This window comes from Hymenobacter baengnokdamensis (assembly GCF_008728635.1).
Lineage (GTDB): Bacteria > Bacteroidota > Bacteroidia > Cytophagales > Hymenobacteraceae > Hymenobacter > Hymenobacter baengnokdamensis.
Genome location: NZ_CP044285.1, coordinates 3,754,057 through 3,765,920 on the forward strand (window position 1 = coordinate 3,754,057; position 11,864 = coordinate 3,765,920).

At 62.0% G+C, this 11,864-nt stretch carries 9 protein-coding genes and 1 pseudogene; 1 reads left to right on the forward strand and 9 read right to left on the reverse strand.

The genetic code is table 11. The annotated features are described in order from the left end of the window. Window positions 1-24: 24 nt before the first annotated feature. The 8 genes and pseudogenes from F6X24_RS16125 to F6X24_RS16155 all read right to left on the reverse strand — a co-directional run. The gene (locus F6X24_RS16125; RefSeq protein ID WP_151088991.1) at window positions 25-873 is read right to left on the reverse strand and encodes a murein L,D-transpeptidase catalytic domain family protein; all 849 of its coding nucleotides are present in this window, start codon (window positions 871-873) and stop codon (window positions 25-27) included. Between the two features lie 127 nt (window positions 874-1,000). Next, complete coding sequence (locus F6X24_RS16130) at window positions 1,001-1,846, reverse strand: murein L,D-transpeptidase catalytic domain family protein (RefSeq protein ID WP_151088992.1); 846 nt, start codon at window positions 1,844-1,846, stop codon at window positions 1,001-1,003. 119 nt (window positions 1,847-1,965) lie between these two features. Further along, on the reverse strand, window positions 1,966-4,299 hold the full coding sequence (locus tag F6X24_RS16135) for a TonB-dependent receptor (RefSeq protein ID WP_151088993.1): 2,334 nt from the start codon (window positions 4,297-4,299) through the stop codon (window positions 1,966-1,968). A gap of 143 nt (window positions 4,300-4,442) precedes the next feature. Next, window positions 4,443-4,838, reverse strand: a complete 396-nt coding sequence (locus F6X24_RS16140; protein WP_151088994.1) for a hypothetical protein — start codon at window positions 4,836-4,838, stop codon at window positions 4,443-4,445. Window positions 4,839-4,888: 50 nt separating this feature from the next. Then, window positions 4,889-5,569 (reverse strand): HupE/UreJ family protein, encoded by a 681-nt coding sequence (locus F6X24_RS16145; protein ID WP_229725169.1) that lies wholly within the window; start codon window positions 5,567-5,569, stop codon window positions 4,889-4,891. A 49-nt stretch (window positions 5,570-5,618) separates the two neighbouring features. Next, window positions 5,619-6,950: a tetratricopeptide repeat protein gene (locus F6X24_RS16150; RefSeq protein WP_151088995.1), complete on the reverse strand. Its 1,332-nt coding sequence runs from the start codon at window positions 6,948-6,950 to the stop codon at window positions 5,619-5,621. Between the two features lie 128 nt (window positions 6,951-7,078). Beyond that, a complete protein-coding gene (locus tag F6X24_RS19360; RefSeq protein WP_317132526.1) occupies window positions 7,079-7,333 on the reverse strand; it encodes a T9SS type A sorting domain-containing protein in 255 nt (84 codons plus the stop codon). Window positions 7,334-7,474: 141 nt separating this feature from the next. Further along, window positions 7,475-9,303, reverse strand: a pseudogene (locus F6X24_RS16155) (DUF4331 domain-containing protein); the annotation flags it as partial. Window positions 9,304-9,607: 304 nt separating this feature from the next. Between F6X24_RS16155 and hscA the strand changes: the two are divergent. After that, window positions 9,608-11,482, forward strand: a complete 1,875-nt coding sequence (hscA, locus tag F6X24_RS16160; protein WP_151088996.1) for a Fe-S protein assembly chaperone HscA — start codon at window positions 9,608-9,610, stop codon at window positions 11,480-11,482. 29 nt (window positions 11,483-11,511) lie between these two features. Here hscA and F6X24_RS16165 read toward each other — a convergent pair whose 3' ends face one another. Next, the gene (locus tag F6X24_RS16165) at window positions 11,512-11,850 is read right to left on the reverse strand and encodes a hypothetical protein (protein WP_151088997.1); all 339 of its coding nucleotides are present in this window, start codon (window positions 11,848-11,850) and stop codon (window positions 11,512-11,514) included. Between the last annotated feature and the right edge of the window lie 14 nt (window positions 11,851-11,864).

Sequence of the window (11,864 nt, forward strand, 5' to 3'; positions counted from 1 at the left end):
GGCCTTTGCCAGTAAAAAATAAGCTTAAGAATTCGTAGCTGGCTTGAGCGAGAGTGCCGCCAACGCAATATCCTGGTTCAGGTATTTCGACGTGTACCCGGCATCCGACTTGCTCATAAATAAGCAGCTGCCGCCTTTTACTTGGTCGATAATCTGGGCGTACTGGTCGAGCGGCAGGGCGGGGCAGCCGAGGCTGCGGCCCAGGCGGCCATTCTGCTTAATGAAGTCTTCGCTCACGTAATCAGCGCCGTGCATGACGATGGAGCGGGCCGCCGCGTTGGTATTAAAGCCTTCATCCAGGCCCTGCAAGCGCAGCGAGTGGCCGTGCTTGCCCTCGTATTCCTGGCCCGTTACGTAAAAGCCCAGGCTGCTCATGTTGCTTTGGTCGGTGTTGGAAAACTGTCTGGCGCCGTTTTCGCCCGAGTTGTGGCCGTGCGCTACGAGCGTATGAAACAGAATCTTATCGCTGGCCAGGTCGAGTACCCACAGGCGCTTTTCAGTCGAGGGCAGGTCGAAATCGACTACCGTCAGGTGCTGCTGATGCTCGTTGAGCTTGCCGGTTTGCCGGAGGTTGAGGTAGCCGGTCATAGCTTTCTGAAACACCTCGAAGCGCAGGCCCTGCTGCTCGGCTCCCAGGCGGGCGTAGGTCTGGCGCAGGGTAGCATCGAAGCGGGCCAGCGGGCTGGCCGCTACTGCTTTAGGAGCAGCAGCTACCTTAGCCGGCGCGTGCGCCGACGATTTCAGCAAGGGGCCGGCCAGCGGCGTAGCCAGAAACAACGAAGCCACAAAAGGCAGCACGCGGCGCACCAGGCGCTGCGAACGGCGGCGACCATCCCGCTGCCGCTGCACTACACTGGAATGATGCTTTTTCATAACTATTTATCGTGAAGCGTAGGTAGAAAGCGTTCGCCGAGACGAACAAGCTGATTCAAAGCTACTATACGAAACTCTCCCTGCCCTGGGTACTTAAAACGGCGGGGCAGTTAAAATAATTCCGCTTTCAGCGCCAGCCGCGCCGGGCAAAGCGCCGCCCGGCGGCCGGCCCGTCGAGCCAGCGCGAGGCCAGCCCCGGCCCGCTTACCAGCAGCATACTGCCCGCCCGCACGGTGCTGATAATGGCCTTGTACTGGCCCGGCGGCAGTGCCGGGCAACCCCGGCTGTAGCCCAGATGACCGTGCTGCTGCACGTAAGCGGGGCTAGCATAGTCGGCAGCATGCAGCACAATGTAGCGGTCAAACACGTTGGTATTCTCCCCTTTATCTAACCCTTCGAGCCGGCGCGAGTAGCCGTGAATACCGTCGTAGGTGCCCGCCGTACGATAAAACCCCAGCGAGGTACAGGCCGAGCTTTCGAGGTTGGAGAAGCGCCGGGCGCGCAGGTGGCCCGAGCCTTGACCGTGGGCTACCAGGCTGCGGTGCAGCACTTTGGCGGCTTGCAGGTCGATTACCCACAGCCGCTCGGTAGTGTTGGGCAGGTCCATATCGGCTACGGCCAGCACCCCGGCCCGCTCGATGCGGCCGGTGGGGTGCAGCGTGAGGTAGCCCACGCAGGCCTGCTCCAGCACGGCGGGCCGCAGGTCGGCCGCGGCGGGCCCCAGCGCCTGGTGCAGCTGCGCAATGGCCTGGCGCAAGGTATCGGGCACACCGGCCACGGGAGGCACGGGCGTGAGTTGAAGCGAATCGGGCAGGGGCGGCTTAGCCACAAAAGCCGCGGCGTGCGAGCCGGCCGCGCTGGTATGCGCCGGCAGCTGGGAAGCCGCGCCGGAATCGCAGGCGGCCAGCCCGAGGCAGCCCAGCGCCAGTATTTCCCCAAACCAAACCCGCAGCGACAGTACCCGACAAGCCATGGCCAAATTTAGGGCAGCGAGGCCGGATGCTACCGGCAGCGAACCAGGCGCAGAGCGCCTATCGCCATCTATCAGCTATCCGAACCCGGCGCTACAGCCAGCACCCTGGCGGGCCGGGGCTAGAAAAAAATGCTGGCATTGGCTCGCAGATTAAAGGGAGTGCCCGGCGTGAAGGTGCGGTCGGTAACCGGGGCAGCCTCGCCGCGCAGCTGGGTTTCGGTGGCGTACTGGGCCTCGTTCCAGTCCACGTTCAGCAGGTTTTGCACCGTGAGGCCCAGCTGGTAGCGCGGCTGGGTGTACGCCAGCACGGCATCGACCACAAAGTAGGGCAAGGCCCGCACCGAGTTGTCTTCGGTGGCCGGGCGGCCACCCAGGTAGCGGTAGCGCAGGCTGCCGCTCAGGCCGTTAGGCTGCTTGTAGGTGATGCCCGCAATGCTGGTAAAAACAGGTCCCAGCGGCACAAAATTCTCGCCCTCCGGCGCGTCAAGCAGGCGGGCGTGGCTATAGTTGCCATCAAAATCGAGAAACAGCCGGCGGTTCAGCTGGTAGCGGGCCGACAGGTCGAAGCCGAAGCGCTGGGTCGGGCCCACGCTGGTAGTGGTGCCCTCATCGCCATTATACACCAGCTCATCCTGCAGGCGCAGGTACCAGAAAGCCGCATTCACTACCAATTCCGGCACTGGCTTGAAGGTGCTGCCCGTTTCGGCTCCGGTGGCGCGGGGCAGCGCCTGCACGGGGTTGGTGCCGCGCACAACTGCCCGCGCATCGTTGGAGTGAAAGCCCAGGCCCGAGCGCACGAATAGCTGCACAGCCGGGGTAAGCTGGTAGTAGAAGTTAAGCTTGGGCGACACGCGAGCCGCGTTTACACGGCCCCACAACGGCCCAAATACCTTGGCGGAGTCGGCAATCTGCCCCCGAAAATCAAACACAAACAGGTCGGCCCGCACGGCGGCGTTCACGCGCAGGCGGTCGGTTAGCTCCAGCGTCTCGTCGAGGTAGGCGTTCAGGTTTTGCTCGTGCAGGCGGCCTATGTCTACGGTATCCCGAATAGCCCGTTTGGTGGCATGGCGCAGGGCCAGGTTCGAGTCATCGAGGCGGGTGCCCAGGCCCAACGTAGTGTGCAGGCTGCGCACGCCCAGTTGGTCATCGCGCTCGTAGGTGCCGGTGTAGCCGTAGAGGTTGCGGCCGGTATCGGTCTGGTTTATCTCGTCGCCGTTTACCGGGTCAACCTTAAAAAAGGTAAAATCGGAAAACAGGCTGAAGTTGTAGCGCGTGTAGTACACCTGCTGGCGCAGCACCGCATCGTGGGGTAAGGCCATGGTCAGTGTAGCGTAGGCGTTGGCCCGGTTGGTAGCGCCGCCCTCGCTGGGGTCGATGCTGCCGAAGCGCGTAATCTGGCCATCGGCCACTGCCCGGCTGGGTATCTCCCCGCTGGCATTCCAGCTGGACGTAAAATACGAGCCAAACAGCGTGAGCGAGGTATTATCCGTGAGCTGACCGGTGTACTTACCCATGCCATTAAAGCGCTTAAAGCACTGATTATTCACAAACGGCGAGGCACTGAAATAATACTCGCTGGCCACGTAGGCACTCTCCGACTTTTTGGTCAACAAGTGGTGGGTTCCCAGCAAATCGAGCATGACCAACGCCCGGTAGGTGCTGTACTGGCCGGCTTCTACCTTCACCTGGCTGTGGTCGAGGCTGGTTTTGGTGAGAAACTCGCCCGCGCCGGCCGTGGCCAGGTCGCCGAAGCGGGCAGTATAGGGTCCTTTATATACTTTGAGCTGCTCTACCGTTTCGGGTATCACGAAGTGAAAGTCGGCGTAGCCCTGGCCGTGGGCCTGGCTCACCATGTTCACCGGCAGGCCATCGACGCTCACGGCGAAGTCGGTGCCGTGGTCGGCATCGAAGCCGCGCAAAAAAATCTGCTCGGCCTTGCCGCCGCCCGCGTGCTGGGCAATAAAGAGGCCCGGCACCAGCCGCAGCAGGTCCTGGGCCGAGTTGATGGGCCGCAGCGTCTGGTCAATGTGGGTGATGGCGGCCAGGTTCTGGTTGAGGTCGCGGGGCTGGCTCACCGTCACTTCCGTCAGGCTGAGGGCGGCCGGGGCCAGCGACACGGCCAGGCCCCTTACTTCGCCAGCCACCAGCGTGACTGCCTGGGTAGTAAGGCGATACCCCAGGGCCCCAAGCCGCAGCCTGTACGCGCCGGGCGCCAGCCCAGTCAGGCGAAACTGGCCCAGCGCATCGGTAGCGGTGCCGCCCGGCTGGCCCACTAGCCCCACGCTCACGCCCGGCAGCGGCTGGCCCGACAGCGAGTCGGCCACGGTGCCGCGCAAGGCGGCCGGGCGTTGGGCCAGCGCCCCCAAAGAAAGAAACAAAGCCGCTACCAGCAGCCCCAGCGGCTGCCAGCGCCGCCGCGAAATCTGTAACCCCCAAAAGTAAATAAAGTGCATACCCCTGCGTCAGCGACGCCGGCGCGCCCGCAGCGGGGCGCATTTCCAGCATCAGTAAAAAACATGAAACGGCCCGCCGCGTCCGCCTGGCGGCACACGGAGGAAACTCCGGCCACCGGGCGGTGGCAGGGGGCTGGGCAGTTTCAGCTGTATTGGGGCGGGGGGTAGTCGTGCCCGCCAAAGCCGGCAGGAAGTAGCGACCGGCTTAGTACCAAACGCCGGGTGGCCACCGGCCAGCGCAGCGAAATGGCCCCAACCACGGGGCTGGCGGCCACGCAGTGCACATCGAGCCCCTTAAGCTGGGCCAGGTAATGCAGGCCGGTGCCGGTGGGCAGCCGGCGCTGTACTGCGTGCTGGTCGCCGTTGCACTGCTCAAAGCAGTCGAGGCGCAGGTAGTTGGCCTGCTGGCATTCTTTGCTGTGCACGTACGGGTGGGCGGCCGTGAACAGTGGCTCCGGGGGCCGGCTCACGAGCAGGCCCGCGCCTACTACCAGCAGGTAGTTGAGCAGCAAAAGCCAGGTAAGGAGCGGGCGAAGCATAAAAAAGCAAAAACGAGCAAGCGACAATCGGCTGATAAGTAATCATTTAGTTAGGCAAGCAGGCGGTCGACCGTCCAGTAGGCGGCCACCAGGCCGATGATGATAGAAACCGGCACTACTACCCGCGCCCGGTACCAGGGCCGGCCGTAGGCCCAGCGCCCCACCAGCAGCCAGCACAGCAAAATAATGCTGACCTGGCCCAGCTCGACGCCCACGTTAAAGGAGATAAGCGAGCCAAAATAGTCCTTGCGCGGCAGCCCCAGGCCGGTGAGGGCGCTGGCGAAGCCCATGCCGTGAATCAGCCCAAAGCCGAAGACGATGGCCAGCCGCCACGGACTGAGCTTGGTAGTAATAATATTCTCAATCGCGACGAAGAGGATGGAAAGCGCAATAATGGGCTCTACCACGCTGCCCGGCGGCTTAATGATACCGTACATGGCCAGCCCCAGCGTAATGGAGTGCGCCACCGTGAAGGCAGTGGCCTGCATCAGCACGGGCCGGAGGCGCGGCTCCAGAATATAGAGACTGATAATGAACAGAATATGGTCGAACCCCAGCGGAATAATATGCGTGAAGCCGAGCTGGATGTAGGTCCAGAAAACGGCGGTCCGGGAAAGCTTGCTGAGGTCGGCGTCGATAACGTGCGCGGCGGCGGGCAGCGCTAGCAGCCAGGCCAGGGCGAGCACCGCCACAGCCTGCACGCGCCGATTGCCGGCCAGCGAGGCGGGCAAGCGACACCGGGGAACTGCATTACATATAATTTTCACTATATTAACACAACTAGCGGGCGGCCAACAGGGTTTCGCCTTCGGCTGTCACTTCAGGGTTGAGGTAGGGCGCGGTCTTCACTGCTTGCTCGATGAGCGCCCGGCCTTCGGCGGGCCGGCCGTTTTTGCTGAGGATGAGGCCGGCGCGGCAAAGCAGCACCGGGTTTTGCGAGTGGGTGCGGCGGGCTACCTGCATGTACTGCTGGGCTTGCTTAAACTCGCCGCGCTTGTAGTGCACCCAGGCCAGGGTCTCGTTCACGTCGATATTGTCGGGGCGGCGGGCATACTCAATTTTGGCGTGCTCCAGGGCTTTGTCCAGCTCATTGGTTTTGAGGTAGGCGTAGGCCAGCTCCCGGTCGGTGTAGTGGCCGAGCTGCTCGTCGTTATTGGCTTGCCTGGCGGCATCGGCCAGCATGGCTACCGATTCGCGGGCCATCTTATCGGCCTCATCGGGCTGGTGGTTGAGCCGGTACACATCCACCAGCTCATCGGTAAAGGCATAGTCCTTCACGGTGGCGCGGGCCAGGTTCAGGTCTTTGATAGCGGTAGCATAATCCTGGTGCGCCGCCGCCACCCTGGCCAGCCCGGCCAGCGCATAGGCGTAGTTGGGCCGCAGCGCCAGCGCCATCTGGTAGTAGCCCTGGGCTTTATCGAGCTGGCCGCTTACCTCATACAAATGGCCCAGCGCCACGCGGCTCCACTCGGTTTGCTCGAGGCCGGCATAGCCGGCTTTCACGGCCAGGTCCATGGCTTCGATAGCGCCGGGAATGTCGCCGTGAATCTCACGCAGGTAGCTGACGCGGGCATAAGCCGTGAGGTCGGGGCGCACCTGGTTCATCTTATCGGCCATCTTGATGGCTTCGTCGTAATGGCCCAGCTCCACGTTGGCATCCGTCAGCAGGCCATACACATAGCCGCTCTGTGGGTTCAGCTCCTGCGCCTGCTGGGCCAGCGCCAGCCCCTGCGAGAAGTGGTGCTGCGTCAGGCTTAGCGAAGCCTGGCAGCACAGGGCCTCAAAGTTCTCCGGGTTGGCCTTCAGTACTTCCTGCAACAGCTGCATGGCCGCCGCGTCGTAATACGGGTGGTTACCAGTAATGCGGCCTTCCTGCATATACGCCTCGGCCAGCAGCAGGCGGCTTTTCTGGTCGTTGGGGTCGGTGCGCAGCTTGGCCAGCAAGCCCTGCATCGACGCTTTGGTATTAACCCATTCGCCGCCCAGCGCCAGGCGGCCGATGCGGTCTTTGGGTTCGGGCAGGGCGGGCGGGCCCTGCTTTTTAAAGAACAGAATAGCGGCTATGGCCAAGCCGAAAGCCAGTAGCAAGCCAGAATATAGCTTTTTTTGCATACAATTTAATATATAGTAGTTATTATATTGGGCAAATACCTAAAAGAGCCGCCGCCAGCTCTCAAAGCTAACCGGCGGCTCTTTACTTAGTAGTAAAGGCTCCTTGCGGAGGCTTCACCAGCGGCAGGCTACAGACGGGCAACGTGCACCGACTGCACCAGCGTTTTGCCAGTATAAAGCGAGGCAATGTACTGACCGGGCGCTACGGAAGCGGCAGGCTGCCATTTGATTTCACTTACGCCGGCCGGGTAGTTGCGGGCAGCAATAGTGGCAATGTGGCGGCCCGTCACGTCGCGAATCTCCACCGAGAGGTTGGTGGCTACTGCCAGCTCCAGATGCAGGTTGGTTACGCCGGCCGAAGGGTTGGGGTAGGCGCTGGCCATGGTCAGGGTCGGGGCGAAGCCCAGGTTCTGGCTCGGGGCCAGCTGGGCCAGGGCTACACGCTGCGCGGTGGTACCACTCCAGGGCGTCTGCACGTACGGGAAGGCGACGCGGAACGTCGTATCGTTTTTCTCGACGTTGGTCGTGAAGCCCAATACGTTGCCCAGCTGCGGCGTAACCGGGCTCGCGGTGGTGCCAACCATGTAGTCGTCGTACCACAGGCCTACGGCCGCCAGCACCACGCCGCTCACGGCTTGCAGCTCGATGCGGGTCACGTCATCTTCCAGCCGGCGACCGTTGGGGAAGCCGTCCATGTTCGGAATCATCTGAATGGCAGCGCTACCATTATAGGTCGTATTGGTAAGACCCAGCGTAGCAGCTGCCAGCAGGCCTTCCGAGCTGAACATGGGCGAGTTGCGGGGCGTCGGCGGCACGGCCATGTTCAGGCGCAGCATGTCGCCAAAAGTTGGCAGGAAGTTGTTGATGAAGGGCTTACCAGCCGTTAGCGGGTTGCCGCCGGTTTTGCCGGTTGCAAGCTGATACGGAATCAGGTTAGGCACCCCGGTATTGAAGATGGGGAGCAAGTCGACCGAGCGGGGCGCACCGGCCATGCCACTATTAAGCAACAGTTCGCCGAAGCCGGCGGGGCTGGCGGCGAAAGCGGTGCCGGCAGTAAACGAGGTGCCATACAGCGGGCTCAGACCAGCCGCGCCGTTGCGGAAGTCGAAACCACCCGACAAGCCGGTCGAAGCCGGCAGTAAGCCGGCCAGCGACTTGGTCTGAATGCGAAGCGGGCCAAAGCCAGGAACTGCTTCCCCGTAATAGGTTTGGTTGGCCGGCTTAGCAGCGGCTCCGTTTTTGGGCGTGTTATCAGCCATGTACAGGCCCAGCTCCGGGTTCTGGAGGTTGGCGCGGTACATGGCCTGCTGCGAGCCAGCAGCGGGCGCGTATACGCCGTAGGGCGAGGCGGCATTCCAGCCATCCTTCATGCCAATAGGCTGAATAACCTCGTTGTTGAGGGGCATACCCAGGCGCGATACCTGCACGTAGGTGCCCGACTCGGGGCGGGTACCGTCGGTGTTAATGGTACGCAGCGACAAGCGGCTGGCCGAAGCCCATACCCCAATGGTATAGGGCGATACGGGCAGCGCCGGTGCGGCCGGCACCTCAAAGCCGGTAGTAGTTGCCGTAAGGGCCGGCGTACCAGCCTTAGCCAGGGCCGTTACCGGAATCTGCATTACGATGGAGTGCACGTTCTTGCGAGCCAGGCCGTCGCGGGCGCTGCTTGCGCTGCGGATACCACCCAAATCAAAAATACCGCCTAGGTCGGTGAAGAAGGCATCATCCGTGGGGCCGCAGAATACCTTCATGCCCGCTACGGTTTGAATCGTGCTGGCCGCGTAGGTTGCGTAATCAGACTGCCCTAAACCAGCAGGCCCACCGGCGGCGGCAGTGATAGAGCGCGGCCCGATGTTAGGCGCGGGCACAGTGCCAGCTGCGATAAGCGTAGTAGGCGTACCATTAGCCAGAATCTGCTCCAGCTTGTAGGTAGTTTTCAGGTTCTCTGCCCCCAGACGTACCCGGAAGAAGGTGGTTGGGTCACCATTAGTGCGAGTAAACGTGAAGCGGTACGTGATATCGTCGCCAGTGGTAGTGGCGTCGTTCTTGACGTGAATCTCGTAGCGAATATTCTCCCGAAGGTGTTGAAGTTCGGACCGCCCTGGGGCAGCTCAAACGGGATGTAGTTGGCGACAATCGTGACCGTAGCGTTGGCGTCGTTGTTGGGCGCATCCGGCGAGCGGAAAGCATATAGGTCGGTGTTATCGGCGAGCGGGTCGTCGGCGATAAGGGGAGCCTCGCGGTGGGAGGAAGCCTCCAGGCGATTGGTATGCCCACTCCAGGTCAGCAGGCCACCCACAGCGGCGGCAGCTAACGCTACTTGGAGAACGGGACGGGTAAGGTTTTTCTTCATGGAAAGAAAAAATGGGAAAAGGGTTAAAGGAAAATGAACTATTTATGAAAGCTTCTTCTGCGGACTTATGCCCTGATTTTATTACTGTTATGTACAGTAGCGAAAGTAGCTACGCTTCCTTTTGAATTCCGGATGTAGGCAATTTTGCGAATGCCCGAATTTTGTATATTGTTTTCTTTTGGTTTTTCTCCGTATCGGCCATTCGGAGCCCTAGAGGCTACTTTTGCCGGGCCATGTTGCCGGCATTTTTGTTTGCTTATTTTTCAGCTGCCTCGCGGCAGCCTCGCTCTTACCCTACCTCCAAATGGCTAAAGTCGCCATCAACCTCGCCACGGGCGCTATTCAGCAGGAAGAGCTCATCGTGGGTATCGACCTGGGCACCACCAACAGCCTCGTGGCCTATGTGCACCCCGAAACCCGCCAGCCGGCGGCCATCAACGACCTGGGCCGGGGCGCCATCGTGCCATCGGTGGTGCACTTTCCGGCCGATGGCAGCAGTCCGCTCGTGGGCAGCGAAGCCAAGGACTTCCTCCTCTCCGACCCCGCCAACACCATTTATTCGGTAAAGCGGCTGCTGGGCAAAAGCTACCGCGACCTCGGCCAGCACGCCGGCCAGCTCGGCTACAAGGTAATTGACGACGACACCGAGGGCCTGGTCAAGATTCGGGTGGGCGAGCGCTTTTACTCGCCCATCGAGCTGTCGGCCGATATCCTGCGCGAGCTGCGCCACCGCGCCGAGCACGCCCTCAAAACGCCGGTGCGCCGCGCCGTTATCACGGTGCCGGCTTACTTCAACGACTCGCAGCGCCAGGCCACCCGCGACGCCGGCCGCCTGGCGGGCCTCGAAGTGCTGCGCATTGTCAACGAGCCCACGGCTGCCGCCCTGGCCTACGGCATCGGCCTCGACCCCAGCGAAGAAAAGAGCGTGGCCGTGTACGACCTCGGCGGGGGCACCTTCGATATCAGCATTTTGCGCCTGCACCAGGGCATTTTTGAGGTAATGAGCACCCACGGCGACACCTGGCTGGGCGGCGACGATATGGACCGCGCCATTGGGGAGCATTGGCAGTCAATATTCAATTTACCTAATACTTTCGGGCAGGTGCCGGCCCTGCTGCAGCAGCTGCGCCTGGCGGCCGAAATGGCCAAGCGTTATCTCAGCCAGCACGACGACTTCACGACCCAGCTCCTCGATGGCAACGAGCAAGTGTACGTGGTGACCCTGACCAAAGCGGAGTTCAACGCGCTCATTGCCCCGCTGGTGGAACGCACGCTGGCCGCCTGCCGCCAGGCCCTGGGCGACGCCAAGCTGACGCCCGCCAGCATCGACGCCGTGCTGCTCGTGGGTGGCTCCACCCGCGTGCCACTGGTGCAGGAGGAAGTCGCAAAATTCTTCGGCCAGCCGGCCAACAATTCGCTCAACCCCGACGAAGTGGTGGCGCTGGGCGCGGCTATTCAGGCTGATATTCTGGCCGGTAACCGCCGCGACGTGCTGCTGCTCGACGTGACACCCCTCACGCTGGGCATCGAAACCCTGGGCGGCCTCATGGACGCCATTATTCCGCGCAACTCCAAGATTCCGACCAAGGCCGGCCGGCAGTACACCACCAGCATCGATGGTCAGGTGAACCTCAAAATCGGAGTATATCAGGGTGAGCGCGACCTGGTTAGCGAAAACCGCAAGCTCGGCGAGTTTGTGCTGAGCGGCATCCCGGCTATGCCCGCCGGCCTGCCCAAAATCGACGTCAACTTTTTCCTGAATGCCGACGGTATTCTGCGGGTTGAAGCCGTGGAGCTGCGCTCGGGCACCCGCCAGCAGGTCGATATCAAGCCCCAGTACGGCCTCACCGACGAGCAGGTGGAGCAAATGCTGATGGACTCGCTCACCAATGCCAAGCAGGACGTAGCCGCCCGCCTGCTCATTGAGGCCCGCACCGCCGCCGAGCAGCTGCTCTACCAGGTCGAGCGCTTTTTGAAGAAGAACGCCGAGCACCTGGAAGCTGCCGAAACAGCAACTACCACTGCCCACACCGACCTACTGCGCCAGGCACTGGCCGGCAACGACCGCGACCTGATTCTCAAGCGCATGGATGAGCTCGACGAGTTTACCCGCCCGTTTGCCGAGCGCGTGATGAACATCTCCATCAAGCAGGCCATGAGCGGCAAGCAGATTGGGTAGGCAGCAGTCGGTTGCCGTTGCGGAAATCCTTAAGGGCGCGTCGAAGGGGCGCGCTCTTTATTAAGGCGATGCGTTGGCTGCGAGCCGGTTAAGTCAGCGTTGTCGCCGATGGGCTGGTCGGCCCGCCGGGTGCCCGCGTCCACATCGCGGGTGGGCACCCCGGCCGGGTACAACGCGCCTTCCGAGCCGGTGGGCGTGGTGGCGTTTGCGGGTACGGCCCCTGGCGGCACAGTATTTAGCAGTGAAGTGTTGAAGTGACTACCGCCTGCGCGGTGGGTGGTCGTGCTCTTTACGGGCGCTTGGGCAGCCGCCGACAGGCTGGCGGCCAGGCCCAAATAAGTAAAAAACAGTATAGAAGGAATTTTCATGGTACTGGCTTACT

Excerpts from the sequence above, each read along its gene's own strand:
- hscA (WP_151088996.1), top strand. The coding sequence starts at position 9,608 with ATGGCTAAAGTCGCCATCAACCTCGCCACGGGCGCTATTCAGCAGGAA.
- F6X24_RS16165 (WP_151088997.1), bottom strand. The coding sequence starts at position 11,850 with ATGAAAATTCCTTCTATACTGTTTTTTACTTATTTGGGCCTGGCCGCC.
- F6X24_RS16130 (WP_151088992.1), bottom strand. The coding sequence starts at position 1,846 with ATGGCTTGTCGGGTACTGTCGCTGCGGGTTTGGTTTGGGGAAATACTG.
- F6X24_RS16135 (WP_151088993.1), bottom strand. The coding sequence starts at position 4,299 with ATGCACTTTATTTACTTTTGGGGGTTACAGATTTCGCGGCGGCGCTGG.
- F6X24_RS16140 (WP_151088994.1), bottom strand. The coding sequence starts at position 4,838 with ATGCTTCGCCCGCTCCTTACCTGGCTTTTGCTGCTCAACTACCTGCTG.
- F6X24_RS16150 (WP_151088995.1), bottom strand. The coding sequence starts at position 6,950 with ATGCAAAAAAAGCTATATTCTGGCTTGCTACTGGCTTTCGGCTTGGCC.
- F6X24_RS16125 (WP_151088991.1), bottom strand. The coding sequence starts at position 873 with ATGAAAAAGCATCATTCCAGTGTAGTGCAGCGGCAGCGGGATGGTCGC.
- F6X24_RS19360 (WP_317132526.1), bottom strand. The coding sequence starts at position 7,333 with ATGGCCAGCGCCTACCCCAACCCTTCGGCCGGCGTAACCAACCTGCAT.